Below are 21,424 nucleotides of genomic sequence, written 5' to 3' on the forward strand. Positions count from 1 at the left end.
ATTTTTTATAGTGACAAAGTTCACATCTATTAATCAATCAGAGGATTATTCTTTCGTATTTTCCCACTCCACTGCTACTCTGCTCGCCGCTTTGAAGTGAACTCAAGGTGCATAACTATAAGGAGTGTTCTCATGAATACCAAGAAACCGATGTCGCTCACCAGCCGAGTAATTTTAGGTATGGTAGCGGGTATCTTGACAGGATTTGCAATTCGCACACTTTTTGCCGACAACGGATTTGTCGACGCATACATCGTTAATGGATTATTTGAAGTTGGTGGGCAGATCTTCGTCGCCAGCTTAAAAATGCTTGTCGTACCACTAGTGTTTGTTTCACTGGTTTGCGGCACGAGCTCTCTAAAAGACCTTTCTACATTGGGTCGCATGGGTGGTAAAACCCTTGCTTTCTATATAGCAACGACCGCTATCGCTATCACACTTGCGCTTACAATGGGCACGCTATTCCAACCGGGAGCTGGCGCTGATCTGACAGCAGCAAGCTCATTTAAGTCGGCAGAGGCGCCTTCTTTGGGTCAAGTGATCATCGATATGTTCCCAACCAACCCAATCAGCGCGATGGCAGAAGGTAAAACCCTGCAAGTGATCGTATTTGCGGTTCTGTTTGGTGTCGCGATCAGCGCAGCAGGTAAGCCTGGTGAGCGAATTGCAGCATTCTTCTCTGATCTAAACGAAGTGATCATGAAGCTTGTAGCAATTTTGATGAACCTAGCTCCATATGGCGTGTTCTTCTTGATGGCGAAGTTGTTTACTGGTCTTGGCTTAAGTGCCATCGTCAACCTAGCCGAGTACTTTGTTGTGTTAGCGGGCACACTATTGCTTCACGGCCTAGTGACTTACAGTCTAATGCTAAAAGGCTTTACTGGCCTTAGCCCAATTACGTTCCTACGTAAGATGGAAGACGCAATCATGTTTGCCTTCTCAACGGCATCATCAAACGCGACCATTCCAGTGACAATGGAAACAGCAAAACACCGCATGGGCGTAGATAACCGTATTTCATCATTCACTGTTCCTCTAGGTGCAACCGTGAATATGGACGGCACAGCCATCATGCAAGGTGTCGCAACCGCATTTATTGCTCAAGCATTCAATATTGATTTGAGCATGGGCGATTACATGATGGTTATCATGACCGCAACACTTGCGTCTATTGGTACTGCGGGTGTTCCTGGGGTAGGTCTTGTCATGCTTGCTATGGTATTGAACCAAGTTGGTCTGCCGCTTGAAGGTATCGCGCTCATCATGGGTGTTGACCGTCTTCTTGATATGATTCGTACCGCGGTAAACATCACTGGTGACAGTGCAGTAACCGTCATCGTTGCGAAATCAGAAGGTGCATTGGATGAAGCTCGCTTCAACGACCCAATGGCAGGCGTTGCCGAAGAAGAAGTGCATCTTAAACGCGCTGACGCCTAAATCGTTCTACGATTACCATTCTGAAATTATATAGTCCTGTCTAAAAGAAAGCCCCGATGGAAACATCGGGGCTTTTGTTTTCTCCGCGTCTAGAAATGCTCTTTCTAATCCGCCATCGAATTCAGTTTTTCTCTGGCTTGTGCTTCGTGTTCTTTAGTGATGGCATTGCCGACAGAGTTGGCGGCTAACGTAAGTGCTGCCATGTCATCGGTAAAGCCGACGCCTGCTAGTACATCAGGCACCATATCGGTTGGTAATACAAAGTAAGCCAACGCGCCACCTAAAATCGCCTTATGGCGAACGGCGGTGTTGGAATCTGTCATCGCGAGCCATGATTTTATGCCCATTACGGCAATTTCTTCACCCGCTTTCTTAACCGACCCTTTCATTTTTCGCCAGAAGGTTTTCTCATCTGGCGCTTGCATCGTTTGATCTTTAGCGTCTTTCGGCGCCGATTTTACAGACATTGTTGTGGTCATCGTTGCCTCCGAAATTTATGACTGTGGCCAACATATTAATAAATCGAACCTGAACGCAAGATTAATAACAAGAAATGATAGTAAAGTGAAACAAAAACACAGATAGAAAAATCCCCAAACTGAAGTCTGGGGATCGTGATGTTGGGAACTAAGTTGTCGAGTGCGCTACTGAGCTATCTTCTCCAGTACACGCATCAGCATTTTTATACGTGGTTCGATAGACTCAAGCAACAAGTACTCTTGGTCACTGTGGAAACCTGCACCGATAGGTCCTAGACCATCCAAAGTTGGAACGCCAAGAATTGCCGTATTGTTTGCATCAGAGCCGCCACCCACTTCTTTCCAGTTGATGTCGATAGACAGTTCACTTGCTGCTTCTTCAACTAATGCCATCAAGCTTTCAGTTTGCGTGCTTGGCACCATAGAGGGTTTGTAAGCTTCACGAACCAACTCGATGCTAACGCCATCAACGAATGGTGTTTCCAGCATGCCGTTTAGCTTGCTATCGACATCATCGTATTCTTCATTACTCCAGAAACGCACATCCACGATCGCTTCAGCGTGCTCAGGGACGATGTTTGCGCCGTTACCGCCAGACACAATACCCACGTTTAATGTGGTGCCAGATTCGAAGTTCGTCATGGCATTGATTGCGAGAATCCAGTTCGCCATCTCGGTAATTGCACTGCGGCCATTTTCTGGCTCGTTGCCAGCGTGGGCTGCAATGCCATTAAACGTGATTTTGTAACGCGCCATGCCTTTGCGCGCTTTGACTAAACCGCCGTCTGCGCGTGCTGCTTCTGCCACCAATACGTTTTTCGCGTTTTTTGCAACAGATTGAATCCAGTCGACCGAATCTAACGATCCGGTTTCTTCGTCTGGGTTCATGCAGATACAAATCGACAGTTTATCCAACACCGCTTGGTCGAGGTTACGCATCGCGTACACAATATTCAGCAAGCCAGATTTCATGTCCGAGACACCCGGACCGTACGCTTTGTCAGCGTCTTGAGACATAGGACGTAATCCAGCGGTGCCGACAGGGAACACTGTATCCATGTGACCAATCAGCATCACGTCAACTTGCTCAGCCTCAGGCTTGTTTCGAACTTCAAGACCGATACCCGCTCTACCACAGTCGATGCGTTTTACGCTCCAACCAGACATCGCTTGGTACTTCTCTTCAAATTGAGAAGCGATAAACTCAATGCCATCAGTGGTGTACGTGCCACAATCGACATTGATGAGAGGACGAAGTTCTTCAAGATATTCATTGAGAGAAAACTGCATGATTGCTCCTTAAACAAACAAGTTCATGACTAGCATTGCGCCAAATGCGTTCAATACGGAAATCGCAATCATGATTGGGATGTAACGACCTTCAGTACCGATAGGTCCCATAATTCGACCCATGTACTGAACCTGTGAGCCCATTAGGTAAATTGCAGGTGCAAGAATCGCGATGTGCGTACCGTTCAAGATGCCTTGGTCAAACAATGTGATAACCACGCCAACTGCCCCGCCCATCGACATCCAAGCACCAATCAGCACCGCTGCCGCTTCACCTGGCAAACCAAAAACCGCCATTACTGGAGAAAACACCGAGCCCATCAAATCCAACGCGCCAGTAATCTGCAACGCCTTAATGATGACAAACGCCATAAGAACGTTAGGCACGGTTGATGTTGTCGCAATAACCCAGCCTTTTTTAGCGCCTTCAACGAAAATATCCGTCACCATCGGCTTACTTACTTTTACGTCACTCATTACGCCGTCTCCTCTTTTAAGTTCTCAGATTTGCTTTGCTCTTGCTTGTCTTCTTTACCTTCTGTGATGTTTAGGTAGATACGGAATAAGTTCGCACCCACGATTTTAAACAAGAACATCACCACAACCGCCAAACCAATAGAAGACGTTACGGCAAGTGAGCCATCCGCCATCGTCAACGTAAACAGTACCGCCCCTGAGGAGAAAAAGTTAACAATAGTGGCACCAGCGGTGAACTGGAACATAGTGAACACATCGGTTTCGCGTTTGGTAAGATGGCCTTCATCTTTAAGCTGACGAGTCATCGCCGCGCCCGCGTCGGTACTTTGCAGCGAAGCGATAAGAGCCAAACCAGAGTTACCCGGAATACCCATAATTGGACGAAGAAGCGGCGTTAATAGTTTGCGTGCCGCTTCTAGTGCGCCATAGTGCTCAAGTACATTGATCATACCCAGTGCGAACATAACGGTAGGAATCAAAGTAAGTGCAAAAATGAAACCGTCACGTGCACCGCTACCACCAGTACCACGAAGCGACGTTGTTGCAACTTGCACACCGTCAGCCGTTTCGGTGACACCATAAGCCACCTTGCCAAAAGAGCCATTCAACGTGGTGAAATCAAATACGCCATACCATTCGTTCGATTGCATGAGACCAGAAAAGAAGACGACCGCAAACGCCAGTGCAACGTAGCACCCCAGCGTAACCTTGCGCTCGGTTTGAACAGGATTTTTCATAACATTACCTACACATGTGGGACAGGACACATATGTTCACCCGAATAATGTGCTAGAGAGATGATCAAAATCAATCCGCCTGCCGAACATTCTGGCGACTCTGTTATGAAGTTTTGTTTTATGATTTTAATCACATTTGAAAGATAATAAAAATTTGTGCTAACAATTAGGTATATTAATCTATATCGATACCTCATAACTTCTTCATCAATCCGACCAATGATTCCAACGAATATTGCTTTCTACAACATTCATGACGTACTTCATACTTTGGCATTGAGGCGATATCGATTAACTCGAAAGTAACATTCCATAATGAAATTTAGGTTAGGATTGTCCGGTCATATGCAAACGGCATAAACCAGAATCAACAGGACTAGGCAGCCCATTGTTACGCTCACAACCTAAAATAGCCAAGTGGACACTCGCCCTCGTGTTTTGGGTGGTGATGGTATGTTTGAGCCAAAACTCCGGCTTCTCGAAAAGCTGCCCTAAGGCTCACCAAATACAGAGTCAGCAAAATGAAAGCGTGAATTTATCACCATCTTGCGACCTTTCAGAGAAGCTGGTTCAAGCGTACCAACACCAGTTTGATCATATACTTATTCCATTTTTTCTGTTTGCTTTGATTGTGGCGCTGCCGATGGCATCCACAGCAATTCGTTATCTGGAATACACAGAACCGATACGGGAAAAGTATCGGGTTCACCTAAAACTTTGCGTGTTTAGAGAATAAACCCAGCAAGGCGAGAAACCCGCTCGCCTGACTTTTGTACGTATTTTATTCACTTCACATAACAAACAACAAAATCTAAAAGTTTTAGGAAATATTATGACATTCACTCGTACACTTTTGGCGTTAACGATGGCTATCGTACCTGCCGTATCTTTCGCATCAGAAAAGACCTCAGAACAAAAGCTAGAGGAAATTACTCAGATACTAAAAGAGAACCCTCAAATTCTTGATTCATTGCACCAAAACCTGCAAGAGTACATTGCGTATCAACAGTCATTTGGCGACACCTTGAAGGAGGTTCGTCAATATCTAAATGATGGCAAACATTCCTCTTTTGGAGCTGAAACCCCAGAGTTAACCATTATTAACGTAACGGACTACAGTTGCCCTTTTTGTAAACGTTTAGAAGGAGAACTGGTCAAAGTTGGTAAGGAATATCCGCAGATAAAAGTGCTTAACCTCAATGTCTCTTTTAAAGAACAATACGAGAAAAACGGCTACAACTCGGCAAGTTACGCATTAAATGTTTGGCAAAACCAGCGAGATAAGTACGAACAAGTGCATGAGTTATTGGTGAAAAAACCGGGCGCACATGATGCACGTTCGTTAAAACAGATCGCGAAGAAAACGGGGACAGAAGCGCAGCTTGTCGACGACAAAGAAACCAAAGCGCTGCTTGATAAAAACTATCAGTATTTCACGCAACTTGGTTTACGCGGCACGCCCGCGTTGATCATTAATGATCAGATCATTCCTGGTTATGTGCCGTTTGACGAGCTAGAAAAAGTCATCGACCAAGAACTGGCGAACTAAAACAACAGAGCCCTTCCCTGATAACTCAAGGAAGGGCTTTATATTTACCGACATAAAGAGCGTTTAGTTACTTATCACGTCCAACAAACGCCACGACGACTTTGTCATTGCCAAGCGAACGGGAGAAAACGTACGCGCCTTCCTGTTCAATCACTTGATGCTGACCTGCGCCAATGGCAGGGTGTGCTTGACGGAACTGACCAAGGGTTTGCCAGTGTTTCAGCAAAGCTTGTTTGTCATCAGATAGCTTCCAAACCATGTCTGAACGTGTGCCTTGGTGGAAATCATCCGCGTAAGGGCCAATGTTACGGCCTACTTCATCGCCATAATAAACCTGAACCGCTCCTGGGCTAAGGAGCAGTGCGTTCGCGGCATTACGTTGCATGCCGTAATCTTTAAAACGTGAGAAGAACAACTCCGTATCGTGAGAAGACATGTAACTGACTGGGTTGAAGTCTTTCTCGTTCGCGATAGTGTCCGCATAGCTTTGGTAAGTGTCTGCCATTTGGCTAAAGCACGCCGCGCCTTTGTCTAGCTTCTTCTGCATATCGAAGTTGATCAACGCGTCAAAACCATCATCGAAATAAGGGCTACGATACGCGGTGTGTCCCCAGACTTCGCCCATCATCCAGAACGGCTGACCTGATTTGCCATTTTCTTTACGCCATTGTTCTAGGCTGTTCGATGCTTCCTCTTTTAGACGCTTCCAAACTTCACCTTCGACGTGCTTCACCGTATCGACACGGTAACCATCAATGCCAAAGCGTTTCACCCAGTCAGTTTGCCATTCAATCAAGTAATCCGAGACGGTGTAATTGTCACGAGCTTCTACGCGAGTGCCAGGGTTATTCAACAACCATTGCGGCGGCGTGACGGTTTTATTGGATTCAGTGATGAAATCTGGTAAACCAGCAAGAGACATCGTAATGTCGCTACTGCCCGGAGCTGGGTAACCCGGCAAGCCGGTTCTTACCCAATCGCCGCCCCACCACTTCGCCCAGTTCGGACTCTGATAATCAATATTCTGGTGGTAGCTATGCCAATTTTCGCCAGCTTTTGGTTGCCAGTCGCCCCATTTCTTGGGCAGTTCGGCATTAGGCTTTAACACATCGATACCATCAAACTGTAGATCCGCCAATGTTGAGTAACCAGAATGGTTGATAACCGCATCCATCAAGACTTTGAGGCCACGCTTGTGCGCCTCTTCCACCAGCGTTTTTAAATCTTCTTCGTTACCGAAGTTCTCATCAATCTTGGTGAAATCGCGCGTCCAGTAGCCATGGTAAGCATAAAACGGGAATGAGCCACTATCGCCACCACCGACAAAGCCGTGCACTTGTTCAACGATTGGCGACAACCAAATCGCGTCTGTACCTAGGCTCTTGATGTAATCCAATTTCTCAATTACACCTTTAAGGTCACCGCCATGGAACGTGCCAACTTCATCTTTGCCGTCTTTTTTACGCCCATAACTGTTGTCGTTACTTGCGTCTGCGTTGTTGAAACGGTCAACCATCACGAAGTAAATGTTCGCGTTTCGGTAATCAAATGGCACCGCCTCTTTGGTTTTCTGCACAGGCTCTAGCAGCACTAGGCCGCCTGAGTCTTTACTTGGCGTCAGTGATACTTTCTGCTCTTTCACTTCAACCATTTGACCTGAATAAGCATCGCGTAACTTGGTGCCTTCAGGAAAGCTATCCCCCACAGCGATCGTCACTTCTCCGCCTTGGTAAACCTCACATTGCACTTGCGGGATCGGGCGTTTAAATTCGGTTTTTGCTGCTTTTTTCGGCTCTCGCTTAAACAGCAACGTCTTAGCCGCGTCGTCATAAGCGAAGGAATAGTCGCCAGTAAAGCGAACTTTGAGTGGCAGTTCGGTCGGCTTGCCACAATTTAGCGCGATAGGTTTGTTGAACTTCACTTTCTGACCATCGGGTGCAACGCAGTCGCCTTCAACACCCGTGATTTTGAGCGTGTATCCATCTTTGGTTAAGGGCACAACCAAAGGCTGCTCTGCACTTAGCGGGAAGTCACGGCTGTTGGTCGTGGTAGAAATGGTGATGTTAGGCTCGGCGATGGCACTTGCCGACACAAGCAGTAAAGTAGTGGTAATCAGGTTCAGTTTCATCGTTCATTCCATTGGCTGCACATGGTAACCATGCACATTTATTAGTTTTATTCACACTAATTGTGCCTAGATAAGAAACTGAACACATCATTCTAACTGCCTACGCCCCAAAGGTTGTGACGCTTCACATTTTATTGATATAGGGGCGTAGTTCTATTTAAGCGTAATGGATTGATGGAGTTAAAGTTGCACGCTGCCAAGATTGCTCATTTGGTTCATCGCCCATCTTGTGCGGCGAGCAGTGTAATCACTTTGTGGATAGACTTTGATTCGATATGGGTTTGGCAACACCACGGCTAAACGCGCTGCTTGCCACTTCGAGAGTTGCTTTGCACTGACACCAAAATAATTCTGCGCAGCCGCTTCAGCGCCGTAAATTCCGGGACCAAATTCAACCACATTTAGATACACTTCGAGAATGCGCTCTTTACTCCACATCAGCTCCATCAGCAAGGCAAAGTAAAGCTCATAAGCCTTGCGAACGTAGGAGTGAGATGGAAACAAAAACACATTTTTCGCAGCTTGTTGGGTAATGGTGCTCGCGCCTCTCGACGGACCATGATCACCTGCCTCGGAAATCACGTCGAATAGAGATTCGAAATCGACACCATAATGATGAGGGAATTTTTGGTCTTCGGTCGCAATCACCGCTAACTGCATATTTTTTGAAATACGCGACAAGGATACCCATTCGTGTTGGCTGCTGTCTGGATAGTTCTTTGGTGGCGCTACAATGCGGCTTAACTTCCATCCCCATATTGGTGGATCGACATATTTCACCACACCCACCAAAACGACTGGGGCGATCAGTAATATCAACACCATTTTAAATAGAAATGACTTAAGCCTTTTCAACATGTGTGGCTCCCCAATGCATTAGCGATTGATGATAAACAAACCAGCGAGCTTGCCTGATTCAATCAGGAACAACAAGTTTTCGAGGTAAAAAATAGGTCAAAAAAAGCCCGATTTACATTGTAAAACGGGCTTAGAATTTGATTAGACTGAATTATTTATTCAGCTTGTAGAACACAGTTGAAAGTGGTGGTAAACGAAGCTCAAGTGATTGAGGCAGTGATTCACTTTCGACTTTTTCCGTTTTCACACTGGTCAGCACTTTAAAATCGCTGCCGCCGTATTTGCTGTCGTCCGTGTTCAGCAGTAGTTCGTATTGACCTGCATTTGGAACGCGTAAACGAAAACGCTCGTGTGGTACGGGCGTAAAGTTAGTGATGATGAGAATACGCTCACCTTCTTGACTGATACGCTCGTGCGCTAGGATACTCGCATCCGCTTCGTCTTGTAGACGCCACTCAAAACCCGCAGGGACACAATCTTGATCGTGCATCGCCGCTTCATTTCGGTACAAGTGGTTCAAATCGCGCATCAGCTTTTGCACGCCTTGATGACGCTCATATTCCAGCAAGAACCATTGCAACTGATCATCGTGGTTCCACTCCGCCGTTTGGCCGATTTCCGCGCCCATGAAGTTCAGCTTTTTGCCCGGTTGACCATACATGTAACCGTAGTATGCACGTAGGTTTGCAGTTTGCTGCCATTCATCACCCGGCATCTTGTTATGGATAGAGCCTTTGCCGTACACCACCTCATCGTGAGAGAGAGACAAGACGTAGTTCTCGCTGTGCGCATAAACCAGCGGGAATGTGATGGTATTGTGGTGGTATTTGCGGTGAACAGGATCTTCTTTGATGTATGAAAGACTGTCGTGCATCCACCCCATATTCCACTTGAAGCCAAAACCTAAACCACCCATAAAGGTTGGCGCAGACACCCCCGGAAACGCCGTTGACTCTTCCGCAATCGTCATCGCATTCGGGAAGTGCTTGTACACTTCTTCGTTCATCCATTTTAAGGTTGCGATTGCGTCGTAGTTTTCGTTGCCACCGTCGACGTTTGGTACCCACTGATCGTGGCTACGTGAGTAGTCGAGGTAAAGCATCGATGCGACTGCGTCCACGCGAATGCCATCAATATGGAATTGTTCAAACCAGTACAGCGCATTTGATACAAGGAAGCGACGCACATGTTCACGACCGAGATCGTAGATGTATGAGTTCCAATCTTGGTGCCAACCGCGACGCGGGTCCGGGTCGTGGAACAACGGTGTGCCGTCAAAGTTTGCTAAACCGTGGTCATCCGATGGGAAATGTGCCGGAACCCAATCCAGCACCACACCGATACCAGCTTGGTGACACGCATCCACGAAGAATTTGAAATCATCAGGAGAGCCGTAACGGCTGGTTGGCGCAAATAGGCCAACGGGTTGATAGCCCCATGAACCATAGAATGGATGCTCAGACACAGGCATCAGCTCAACGTGGGTGTAGCCCATATCCACAAGGTATGGCACCAACTGCTCTGCGAGTTCTCGGTAGTTGAGGAAATCACCTTTCTCGTCGCGCTTCCATGATCCAGCATGCAGCTCATAAAACGATAACGCTTCATCACGCTTTTGTGTCACTGCGCGGTTTTGCCATTTCGCATCTTGCCATCGGTAACGCTTGTGATCGTAAGTAATGGATGCGAACGATGGGTATTGCTCAGAGTAGAAACCCCAAGGGTCTTGTTTGTGTGGCAGCCCTTCCCCATTTGGCCCTTTGAGCTCAAATTTGTACTGAACGCCTTCTTCTAAGCCAGGAATGAACAAACCCCAAATGCCATAATCTAAACGTTGCATTGGGTGACGACGACCATCCCATTGGTTGAAGCAACCCACAAGGCTAACAGCCGATGCATGCGGAGCGTAGACAAGGAAACGAACACCGGAAATGTTTTCACCGCCACGTTCTAGCGTGACAAAGTGCGCGCCCATGTAGTGATACATGTCTTTTGGTGTATGCAGATGCTCGTACTCTTGGTAGATATTGTGGTACTGGTACGGGTCATCAATAATTTGTTCAACACCATTCCAATCGACCGCTAAACGGTAGTGGGTCAGGTGTAAATCGCGTTGCTCTTTTAAGATAAAACCGCTGTCGCCATCGCGTTCAAGCGCCACGCGAGGTTCACCATTAACAAGCAGTTCAACCTTGTTTGCGCCTGGCATCCACACTCGCAGCGAACCTTCGCCGTCATCAATGAATGGGCCCAACGCCGCAAATGGATCTGAGTAAGCCGCCTCAGCAAGCAGTTCGTACGCGCGTTCGTGTTTTTTCTTTATTTTCTTTGTTTTGGTGATTTTCAAATCTTTCTCCCTAGAGCCAATATTCGTTTGAACCGAATGTTGGTTTCTCCACAGCCAACGTTGTGAACTCACAAAAGACTCCGCTTCTCACGTTCGTCGCGTAAACGGCGTCAAAATACAAAAATGCCCGCTATTGTCGCGGGCATAATAACGGTACTTCATCCTAACGGATTGTGTGGGTTGAATGAGTGACCTAGACGGAACTTTCGTACCTCTGAGCTAACAAAATTAGTAATCCGCTCATTCATCTACGTCACTCTACGCATCTTATTTGCTCGCCTGTGCGCGAACTTCTGTAAGGCGTTTAGAAATGCGATTCACGTCTTCACGACTGAAGATTTCATCTAGGTTCATCGACAGCTTACGACGCCAGTTTGGATACTCATCAACCGTGCCAGGAATGTTGACCGGTTGATCCATTTCTAACCAGTCTTCAAGCTGAACGCTAAGCAGTGCAGAATCACCCGCAGCAACGTGCAATTGAAGCGCTTCGCTTAGGTATGAATCCATTGGTACGAACTGCGCATCATGGCCAATGCCTTCTGGCAAGTAACCGTGCCAACGAACGCTGTCTAGGATGCCTTGTTTGCACTTCAAACGGTCAGCGAATAAGCCTTCCAACTGTTTTTCATCTGGGTACAGACCAATCTCACGACCCATTTTCAAATCATCACAGTGCCAGAAGCCGCGTAGGGTTGGCATGTCGTGCGTACACAATGCCGCCATAGACTGCTCTGCGTAATGCTTCGGAGAAATAAAGCCGCCGTCCTCTTTTGAGGTTTCGAAGAAGAAGACTTTGTACGAATGCACGCCCGCATCACGTAGGATATCAACGATTTCATCTGGCACAGTACCTAAGTCTTCACCAATCACAGAGCACTGATGACGGTGCGACTCAAGCGCTAGGATTGCGAGCATGTCTTCTACTGGGTAGTACAAGTACGCGCCTTCTGTCGCTTTTTCGCCTTTTGGAATCCACCATAGACGCAATAGGCCAAGTACGTGGTCGATACGCAGTGCACCACAATGTTTCATGTTGGCACGTAGCAACTTGATGTACGCATCGTAGCCTGTCGCTTCCAACACTTGAGGGTTAAGCGGTGGCAGACCCCAGTTTTGACCTAGAGGACCAAGAATATCTGGTGGCGCACCGATGCTTGCATCCAGCACTAGGTTGCCTTCATCCGCCCATGTCTCACTGCCAGAATCAGCAACACCTACAGCAAGGTCGCGGTACAGACCCACAGCCATGCCTTTTTCTTCTGCTAGAGCTTGCGCTTCTTTGATTTGATCGTCTGCGATCCATTGTAGGTACATGTACAAGTGAACGCGATCTTGGTTGTCTTTGATGTATTTCTGAGTGCCAGCCGCGTCGAATGTGCGGTATTTCTCAGGGAATACAGGCCAACCCCAAACGCCAGAATCTTCAGCATGCAAATCTGCATGAAGCGCATCAAATGCCGCTTGGTGCAATAAACTTTCGCCGCCCTTCTCTACGAAATCTAAGAATGCGCGAGCGCGGTCCGTGTTTTTATCGAGATGACGAGCCTTGAACTCACTAAACAGCAGCGGCAATACGCTCATTTTTAGTTGAGAAACTTCGGTGTAGTTCACCCAATGCGAGTCACGCGCTTTTTGTAGACGTTGTTGAAACTCTGCGCTGCCCACTCGCTGTTGTGCTTCTGCACTTAGCGCAAACTCAGGTACAGAGCTTACGTCGATGTACATGATGTTCAGCCAGCGACGAGAAGATGGGCTGTATGGGCTCGCGCCTTCTGGGTTTGCTGGGAAAAGTGAGTGAATCGGGTTCAAACCAATGAAATCACCACCACGAGAGGCAATGTCACTCACCAACTGTTTTAGGTCGCCAAAATCACCGATGCCCCAGTTATGCTGAGTACGCAGTGTGTAAAGCTGGATGCTTGGGCCCCATAGCTTTTTGTGTTGGTTTAGGTCTTCTTGTTTGAAACACGCTTTCGGTGTGATGATCAATGACATCTCATAAGGCGTTTTACGACGCTTACGACTGATGATCAGTTTGTGGTAACCCCATGCCAAGTTCTTTGGCAATGCAAACACTAGAGGGCCACCCTCAGCACGCTCATCACGAACAATTTGAGACTGAAGATAGCCTTCAAGTACCTCTCCTTGTTCTGTTTCTAAACGCCAGCTGAATTCACTCTCACGAGCACTCGTACCTAGGTTTAGTTCCACTTCGACTGGTTCGCCGTCGCGTAAAACAAGAACAGGGGCTAGTACGTCTTTCTTATGTTTCTTTTCAGCAGAAGCCAATAGTTTTTCATCGCTGCTAGTATCGTAGCCTAGTGAAGTGAGCAAGCGGCGTAGAGTCTCGTCAGAAACTTTTGCCTCGTCTCCCCACGCGCTGACATAGCTGTCAGCCAATCTCGCCATTTCCGCGACTTTCTTTAATGCTGTTTGTTCTTTCATCGCTTTCTCCGAAGGTAATACCAACACCTTCCATGTAGGGTTTTATTGTTATCAATAACGTAAGTTTGCAAATGACCAAAGGTAGCGCTTGGCTACCTTGGTCTTAACTCTGTTCTATTAACGGTGAACCGCTTCTAGTTTCCAGATATTGTTCACGTAGTCGCGAATTGAGCGGTCTGAGGTGAACTTACCAACAAGGGCGGTATTAAGAATGGCTTTCTTCGCCCAGCCAGCTTGGTCTTTATATTGTTTGCCCATCTCTTCGTGCGCTTTCACATACGATGCGAAGTCCGCAAGACATAGGTATGGGTCACCGCCATCCAGTAGGCTATCGTACGTTGCACGTAGTAGGCCCGGTTGACCTGGAGTGAATTCTTCACCCAGTAGTAGGTCCATGGACGCTTTGAGTAAGTGATCCGCGTTGTAGTAGTCAAATGGGTTGTAACCTTGAGCTTTTAGCGCTTTCACACCTTCAACGTCTAGACCGAAGATGTAGATGTTTTCATCGCCCACTTCTTCACGAATTTCAACGTTCGCACCATCCATCGTACCGATAGTTAGGGCACCGTTTAGCGCCATCTTCATGTTACCCGTACCTGATGCTTCTTTACCCGCTAACGAGATTTGTTGAGAAACGTCAGCCGCAGGGATGATGATTTCAGCCATGCTCACGCGGTAGTCAGGAATGAATACCACTTTCAGCTTGTTACCGATGCGCGGGTCGTTGTTCACCTTGTCTGCAATCTTGTTGATTGCGAAGATGATTTCTTTCGCTAGGTGGTAACCCGGTGCGGCTTTCGCTGCGAAGAACACTACGCGTGGCGTGCACTCAAAACCTGGTTCGTTAAGAATACGGTGGTACAAAGACAGTACGTGTAGCAAATCTAGGTGCTGACGTTTGTACTCGTGCAGACGCTTGATTTGAACATCGAAGATAGCATTAGTATCGAGCTCGATACCCATGTGCTCTTTCACCCAGTTTGCTAGGCGCTCTTTGTTCTCTTTCTTCACTGCCATGAATTCTTTTTGGAATGTCGCGTCAGTCGCGTACTTAGCAATGCCTTCTAGCTGCTCAAGTTTCGCTGGCCATTCTGCGCCTACTTTCTCAGTGATAAGCTGAGACAGACCTGGGTTACAGAACTTCAACCAGCGACGTGGCGTAATACCGTTCGTTACGTTGTGTAGACGTGTCGGGTACATTTCGTGGAACTCTGGGAATAGGTCTTTCTTAACCAATTCAGAGTGAAGTGCTGCTACACCGTTTACTGCGTAAGAGCCGATTACACATAGGTTTGCCATACGAACCATACGGTGGAAACCTTCTTCGATGATAGAAAGCTTCTGTTGTTTCGCGACATCACCCGGCCACATTGCACGTACGTCTTGTAGGAAGCGATGGTTGATCTCGTAAATGATCTCCATGTGACGTGGTAGTAGGTGCTGGATTAGCGACTCTGGCCATGTCTCTAGTGCTTCAGGAAGTAGCGTGTGGTTGGTGTACGCGAATGTCTTAGAGCTGATTTCCCAAGCCGCTTCCCAAGTTAGACCTTTTTCGTCCATCAGGATGCGCATTAGTTCAGGAATCGCAATCGTTGGGTGCGTATCGTTAAGCTGGATAGTCTCTTGCTTAGGTAGATCCGCTAGCGAGTAGCCTGCTGCTTCGTGGCGACGTAGGATGTCGCGTACAGACGCTGCTGAGTGGAAGTACTGCTGCATCAGACGCAGTGTTTTACCTTTCTCGTGGTTGTCGTTCGGGTAAAGCACTTTGGTGATGTTACCTGCGTCGATCAGTGCGTGTTGCGCTTCGAAGTAATCACCGTTGTTAAAGCTTGCTAGTGAGAATGGTGCAATCGCCTGACATTCCCAAAGACGTAGCGGATAAACTGTGTCTGATTCGTAACCTACGATAGGCAGATCCCAAGGCATTGCTTTTACAGACATGCCAGGAACCCATTTGCGAACTTCTTTACCGTCTACATTAACAACTTCAACATGACCGTAAAAACCGATTTCTTGCGCCAGCTCAGGACGAGCGACTTCCCAAGGGTAGCCTTCCACACCACGCCATGCGTCTGGTGCTTCTTGTTGGCGACCGTCTTTGAACGACTGCTTAAACAGGCCGTATTCGTAGTGAAGGCCGTAGCCCACTGTTGGGAACTCTTGAGCAGCACATGAATCCATGAAACATGCAGCCAGACGACCAAGACCACCGTTACCAAGTGATGGATCGCGCTCTTCTTCTAGAAGGTCAGTTAGGTTATGACCTAATTCAGCCATTGCTTCTGTTACTTGTTCGTACAGACCCATGCTGATTAAGTTGTTGCCCGTTAAACGACCGATAAGGAATTCTAGTGAAAGGTAGTTAACGCTCTTCGCTTGTTGGATGCGAGGATCGGTTTCAGTAGCAAGCAAATCAAAAGTAGTGAACTCAGCCAGTGCGCGACCCATTGCTAGGTACCATGCGCGGCTGTCTGCGTTTTCAACCGTGTGAGCGTAAGTTACGGAAAGGTGTTTCTTAACGCTGTCTTGGAAGGACTTCTTGTCAAATTGTTTCTGTTGAGTAGGTTTCATTACGAAATTCTCACGTCTTTTAGTAATTCATCTGCCATACATCGTGCATTTACCTCTGTGAATAAACATCCTCCTAATTCTCCTCCTTTGCAGGAGGAGGGGTGAGGGCGTAGAGGGGGGACCATAAGGAAGTTAGTGATCCAAATCTCAACACGACATCCTTGGCTCCTATTCTTAGTGATTTTGATCACAACCAAATATGAGAAAGGTTAAAGATTGTTCATGACGCTTTTTATTGCCCTTTTCACCTATCATGCAAAAAGTGTCTTACCGATCACATTAGCTTCGTTAACATCGAGAAATTTTTCGCAAGAGATGTGCAACACAATCTTAATAGCACCAACACCAAAGACATTTAAGTGATAAAAATCACAAAACAAGGGCGTAGTTGATGCCAAATCCATCAACTCTTGAGAATTAGGAAGTGGATCAAAGTAACGAGCATTTCTGATGTCGTACCATCCCTCTCGGCTTACTAGATTGAGCAATTTTTATACAAGCTAGAATTATGCGGTGTGAGTCATTTCTAGTTTTGCTAGCTTTTATACCTAAGTGACCTCGGGAGATGGCATTTTGTGTGGATATTGCCAAACCCAAAACAGGGCAGTGCAAAGTGAAAATCACGCTTAATCGCCGAAACATTGATGGTTGTTTAACGGTGTCGCTGGACGAGAGGAAGACTTCGAGAGGGTCTCTTGTTAAAAACAGTGCGTTGAAGTCACTTGGGTATCATAAATAAGGACATAATTACTAATGTGGATTCCATCTAAACTTACTCGTCCCGGCCGACTACACAATGCCATTGTGCGCCCACGAGTGTTGGACTTACTACAACAAGCGCCTTACTACAAATTGGTTTTGTTCCGTTCTCCAGCAGGTTACGGAAAAACAACGATGGCCGCTCAGTGGCTATCCGATAAGCCAAACGTCGGTTGGTACAGCATTGACGACAGTGACAATGATGGCTTTCGTTTCGTCAACTATTTACTCCAAGCGCTGAACAAAGCGACCAACTTCAGCTGCTCGAATGCGCAAAAACTGGCCGAAAAGCGCCAGATTTCCTCTTTACGCTCCCTGTTTAGCGAAGTATTTGCCGAAATGGCAGATTTTCATCAAGAGTGCTACGTGGTACTCGATGACTACCACTTGATCACCAATGATGAAATTCATGAATCCATGCGTTTCTTCCTCAAGCACATGCCAGACAATTTAACGGTTGTCGTCACCAGCCGTGCAGCACCACCTCTGGGCACAGCTAACTTGCGTGTGCGCGATTTAATGATCGAAATCGGCAACGAAATGTTGGCGTTTGATACTGAAGAAACCACCCGCTTCTTTAACCAACGAATCGCCGATGGCATTGATGAAGACATGGCGAACAGCCTAAGAACCTACGTGGAAGGTTGGCCATCTGCCATGCAGTTGATCGCGCTGCAAGCCCAACATCAAAACCGCACATTGGCGCAAACCGTCGAGTCGGTATCGCAGTTCAATCACGCGCATTTGTGGGATTACCTAGTCGAAGAAGTATTCGACCTGCTCGATCACGAAACTCGTCACTTCTTGATGCAAGTGTCCGTGCTGGATCACTTTAACGATGAACTGGTATTTGCCCTCACTCAACGCGAAGACGCGCTGGGTCTGATTGAATCGCTTAACCGTTATGGCTTGTTCATTTATCCACTTGAAGGCGAGCATAACTGGTTCCGCTTCCACAACTTGTTTGGCGAGTTCTTGTCTCACGAGCGTCAAGCACGTATTCCTCAACAAGAAAAAGATCTTCACCGCAATGCGGCGGTCGCTTGGTTGCAACAAAAATCGCCACACCAAGCCATTCATCACGCGCAAAAATCCAACGATAAAGACTTAGTCGTTGAGATTTTGAATGAATTCGGTTGGAAGATGTTCAACCAAGGTGAACTAAGCACACTCGAGCATGCCATCAATAAGCTGGATGCAGAACTGCTATTTAGCCACCCTAAATTGACGATGTTACGTGCATGGTTAGCGCAGAGCCAACACCGATACAATCAAGTTGGCCAATTGCTTGAAGAAGCCGAAGAAGAGCATAAAAAGCGCAACATCGAGCTAGATATCCATTACCAAGGCCAAGCCAACGCGCTGCTTGCTCAGGTCGCGATTAACAGCAACCAACCCGAGAAAGCGCTTGAACTTGCGGAGCTGGCTCTCAGCCAACTAGACAACACTATTTACCGTAGCCGAATTGTCGCGACCTCAGTCGTAGGCGAAGTGAACCACGTACTGGGTAAACTCGACCGCGCGTTGCCGATGATGCAGCAAACCGAAAAATTGGCGCGCCAGTATCAGGTTTACCATCAAGCACTGTGGGCGATTTTACAACAAAGCGAAATATTGATTGCTCAAGGTTACGTGCAAGCGGCCTTTGAGCTGCAAGATTCGGGCTTCCGTCTGATTGAAGATCAGCAATTACAGCACGTTCCTCTACACGAGTTTTTATTGCGTATCCGCGCGCAAGTTTTATGGTGCTGGAACCGCCTAGATGAAGCCGAAGAGTGTGCGTACCGAGGCCTACAAATTCTCGAGAACCATTCGCCGAGTAAGCACTTACATAGCTACTCAATGTTGGCGCGCATTGCGATTGGCCGTGGCGAGCTAGACAAAGCCGGTAAATTCATCGAGCACATTCAACATTTAATGAAGCAGTCTACGTACCACGTAGATTGGACCGCCAACGCCTCTTTATCGTTGATCTTATTCTGGCAAGCGCGTGGCAATACAGAAGCCATGCAAGAATGGTTGAATACAGCGGTTCGTCCAGAATCGGCATGTAACCACTTCTTGCAACTGCAATGGCGCAATATAGTGCGTGCACACATCAATTTGGGTCAGTATGAGGAAGCACGCCAAGCGCTAAACTTCCTGCAAAGTGAAGCGCGCCGTACCAACCTCATTACCGATACCAATCGCAACCTCGTTGTTGAAGCCGTATTGGCCGCACGCCAAAAAGACGAGGAGCAAGCCAAAGCGCTGCTAAAAGAAGCGCTAGTAATGACGAACCAAACCGGTATGGTCGGAAACTTCCTGATTGATGGCGCTACGATTGGTGGCCTGCTAGAGAAACTCAGCCTGCGTCATGAGCTGGGCGATCTAGAACGTCACCGCGCTCAACAACTAATGAAAGACATTTCATCGAATCAGCGCAGCCGCTCGATCCACTTTGATGAAGACTTTATTGAAAAGTTGGTAAATCACCCGAATGTGCCGGAGCTTGTACGCACGAGCCCGTTAACACAGCGCGAATGGCAGGTTCTAGGTTTGATTTATTCTGGCTTTAGTAACGAGCAAATCGCACAAGAATTGGATGTGGCAGGTACGACAATCAAAACCCACATTCGCAACTTGTATCAAAAGCTCAACATCGCGAATCGTAAAGAAGCCATTGTAACTGCGGAGAATTTACTACAATTGATGGGTTACTAAATCAAATAACCTTAGTAAAGAAGTGGGCTTTTAATTGAAAACAAAAATGGGTTGGCGTTATGCGTCAGCCCTTTTTTATAGGCCGCCAGTGAGGGAAGTGCAATTTGCAAAGCACGTAAGTAACGTTGTTCATATACGACAGGCAAAAAAATAGCCAACCGCAATAATCGCGATTGGCTCATATTTATTGTGAACAATCTATATTCACTAACAACGTCAGTTGGCTAGGTGACCCTCGGCTTAAGAAGGGTCGAGAAGTATTATGCATTAATCATGCCAATTTTCAAAGCTTTATTTTTGGGCACAAGATCTCATATAAACTGATATTGCCTATATAAATTTTTGCAAAAAACAAAAAATAATTGCATTATGCAATTTCAAAATGCAACTTAGGTAATTTATTAACAATTGAGTTAGTCAAAATGTAAATGAAAATAAAATGTTAACGAGTTGAAAGTTCGCTGTTCTCGCCTTTTCCTGGGATTGATTCATAAGCAACCACTCAAATATTAACTACGACACTATTTCATACTTTTTTCGCAACAATCTTTGTATACTCTGTGCCAACTACATGACTTAGCACTAAAGAAATGAACTATCTAATTACTTTCTTCAAAGGAATAGCCATGGGTGCAGCCGACGTTGTCCCTGGCGTGTCGGGCGGTACTATCGCATTCATAACTGGCATTTACGATACACTGCTTGAAAGCATTCGTCGTATTAACCCGTCTCTTTTCTCTATCTGGCGAAAAGACGGTTTTAAAGCCGCATTCAATCATATTAATGGCTTTTTCCTTATTGCTCTGTTTGCTGGCATCTTGTCGAGCATTGCAACCTTAGCGAAGTTGATCACATGGCTGCTAGACACTCATCCGATCCCTATTTGGTCGTTCTTCTTCGGCCTCATTTTGGTCTCTGTGTATCACATCCTCCGTCAGGTAGAGAAACGCGATGCGATTCGTTTCGTGACTCTTCTACTGGGCGTCGGCTTTGCGTATAGCATTACGGTGCTGAAACCACTGCATCTTGAACCTACCGCTATTAATACGCTGATTGCAGGTGCGATCGCAATTTGTGCGATGATCCTCCCTGGTATCTCAGGCAGCTTCATCCTGCTACTGATCGGTATGTATACTCCGGTACTTGCGGCCGTAAAAGGCTTCCAAGTGGATACGTTGGCGCTGTTTTTATCGGGCTGCGTGATTGGCCTACTTTCTTTCTCTCATCTGCTCTCGTGGTTACTACGCAAGTTCCGCGACTTCACGCTGATGTTCTTAACTGGTTTGATGATCGGTACACTACCTAAAATCTGGCCTTGGAAAGAAACCTTAACATGGCGTACGAACTCGAAAGGCGAACAAGTACCGTTACTACAACACAACTTGTCTCCATTTGAATTTGAACACATTACCTCTCAACCATCGCAGCTAGTGATTGCGGTCGTAATGATGCTGGCTGCTATTGCGTTGGTTTTAGGTCTCGAAAAGTTCGCAGACTCTGACAAATAAACCGCGCAGCACATTCATAGAAAACGGAGCCATTGGCTCCGTTTTTGTTTTTAGGGCGTAGAAAAAGCCGACAATTCGGTGGTTCGGCACACGCTCTCAACCCAAGTCCGACTCACAATGAGTCGTTAACTCA

At 46.8% G+C, this 21,424-nt stretch carries 14 protein-coding genes; 5 read left to right on the plus strand and 9 right to left on the minus strand.

Annotation, left to right across the window (positions count from 1 at the left end; all coding sequences use genetic code 11):
• Window positions 1–132: 132 nt before the first annotated feature.
• On the plus strand, window positions 133–1,437 hold the full coding sequence (locus tag DYB02_RS19520) for a dicarboxylate/amino acid:cation symporter (RefSeq protein ID WP_005458380.1): 1,305 nt from the start codon (window positions 133–135) through the stop codon (window positions 1,435–1,437).
• A 104-nt stretch (window positions 1,438–1,541) separates the two neighbouring features.
• Here the strand turns inward: DYB02_RS19520 and DYB02_RS19525 are convergent, their stop codons facing one another.
• The 4 genes from DYB02_RS19525 to DYB02_RS19540 all read right to left on the minus strand — a co-directional run bounded on the left by DYB02_RS19525 (window position 1,542) and on the right by DYB02_RS19540 (window position 4,420).
• Window positions 1,542–1,916 carry a YkvA family protein gene (locus DYB02_RS19525; RefSeq protein ID WP_005458336.1) on the minus strand — a complete coding sequence of 125 codons (375 nt, stop codon included), beginning with the start codon at window positions 1,914–1,916 and terminating at the stop codon, window positions 1,542–1,544.
• Window positions 1,917–2,081: 165 nt separating this feature from the next.
• Window positions 2,082–3,206 (minus strand): M20 family metallopeptidase, encoded by a 1,125-nt coding sequence (locus DYB02_RS19530; RefSeq protein ID WP_024702187.1) that lies wholly within the window; start codon window positions 3,204–3,206, stop codon window positions 2,082–2,084.
• 9 nt (window positions 3,207–3,215) lie between these two features.
• Complete coding sequence (locus DYB02_RS19535; RefSeq protein ID WP_005458317.1) at window positions 3,216–3,683, minus strand: YjiG family protein; 468 nt, start codon at window positions 3,681–3,683, stop codon at window positions 3,216–3,218.
• The gene (locus tag DYB02_RS19540) at window positions 3,683–4,420 is read right to left on the minus strand and encodes a nucleoside recognition domain-containing protein (protein WP_005480162.1); all 738 of its coding nucleotides are present in this window, start codon (window positions 4,418–4,420) and stop codon (window positions 3,683–3,685) included. Before DYB02_RS19540 ends, DYB02_RS19535 begins: the two co-directional genes overlap by 1 nt.
• A gap of 448 nt (window positions 4,421–4,868) precedes the next feature.
• Between DYB02_RS19540 and DYB02_RS26160 the strand changes: the two genes are divergently transcribed.
• A complete protein-coding gene (locus tag DYB02_RS26160; protein WP_005484669.1) occupies window positions 4,869–5,156 on the plus strand; it encodes a hypothetical protein in 288 nt (95 codons plus the stop codon).
• Window positions 5,157–5,252: 96 nt separating this feature from the next.
• Window positions 5,253–5,969 (plus strand): DsbA family protein, encoded by a 717-nt coding sequence (locus DYB02_RS19550; protein ID WP_021484613.1) that lies wholly within the window; start codon window positions 5,253–5,255, stop codon window positions 5,967–5,969.
• A gap of 67 nt (window positions 5,970–6,036) precedes the next feature.
• Here the strand turns inward: DYB02_RS19550 and DYB02_RS19555 are convergent, their stop codons facing one another.
• The 5 genes from DYB02_RS19555 to DYB02_RS19575 all read right to left on the minus strand — a co-directional run bounded on the left by DYB02_RS19555 (window position 6,037) and on the right by DYB02_RS19575 (window position 16,321).
• Window positions 6,037–8,097 carry an alpha-amylase gene (locus tag DYB02_RS19555; protein WP_029804534.1) on the minus strand — a complete coding sequence of 687 codons (2,061 nt, stop codon included), beginning with the start codon at window positions 8,095–8,097 and terminating at the stop codon, window positions 6,037–6,039.
• 180 nt (window positions 8,098–8,277) lie between these two features.
• Entirely contained in the window at window positions 8,278–8,955 is a 678-nt protein-coding gene (gene mtgA, locus DYB02_RS19560; RefSeq protein WP_029804533.1) for a monofunctional biosynthetic peptidoglycan transglycosylase, read from the minus strand.
• A gap of 151 nt (window positions 8,956–9,106) precedes the next feature.
• The gene (glgB, locus tag DYB02_RS19565; protein WP_029862126.1) at window positions 9,107–11,302 is read right to left on the minus strand and encodes a 1,4-alpha-glucan branching protein GlgB; all 2,196 of its coding nucleotides are present in this window, start codon (window positions 11,300–11,302) and stop codon (window positions 9,107–9,109) included.
• A 267-nt stretch (window positions 11,303–11,569) separates the two neighbouring features.
• Window positions 11,570–13,750, minus strand: coding sequence for a 4-alpha-glucanotransferase (gene malQ / locus DYB02_RS19570; protein ID WP_005480181.1), 2,181 nt, complete (start codon window positions 13,748–13,750; stop codon window positions 11,570–11,572).
• Between the two features lie 117 nt (window positions 13,751–13,867).
• The gene (locus DYB02_RS19575) at window positions 13,868–16,321 is read right to left on the minus strand and encodes a glycogen/starch/alpha-glucan phosphorylase (protein WP_005480123.1); all 2,454 of its coding nucleotides are present in this window, start codon (window positions 16,319–16,321) and stop codon (window positions 13,868–13,870) included.
• Window positions 16,322–17,074: 753 nt separating this feature from the next.
• Between DYB02_RS19575 and malT the strand changes: the two genes are divergently transcribed.
• Window positions 17,075–19,783 (plus strand): HTH-type transcriptional regulator MalT, encoded by a 2,709-nt coding sequence (gene malT, locus DYB02_RS19590; protein ID WP_005480178.1) that lies wholly within the window; start codon window positions 17,075–17,077, stop codon window positions 19,781–19,783.
• A gap of 590 nt (window positions 19,784–20,373) precedes the next feature.
• Window positions 20,374–21,291 carry a polyprenyl-phosphate transporter gene (locus DYB02_RS19595; RefSeq protein ID WP_005458367.1) on the plus strand — a complete coding sequence of 306 codons (918 nt, stop codon included), beginning with the start codon at window positions 20,374–20,376 and terminating at the stop codon, window positions 21,289–21,291.
• The last annotated feature ends 133 nt before the right edge of the window (window positions 21,292–21,424 follow it).

The sequence above is a fragment of the Vibrio parahaemolyticus genome (assembly GCF_900460535.1).
GTDB lineage: Bacteria > Pseudomonadota > Gammaproteobacteria > Enterobacterales > Vibrionaceae > Vibrio > Vibrio parahaemolyticus.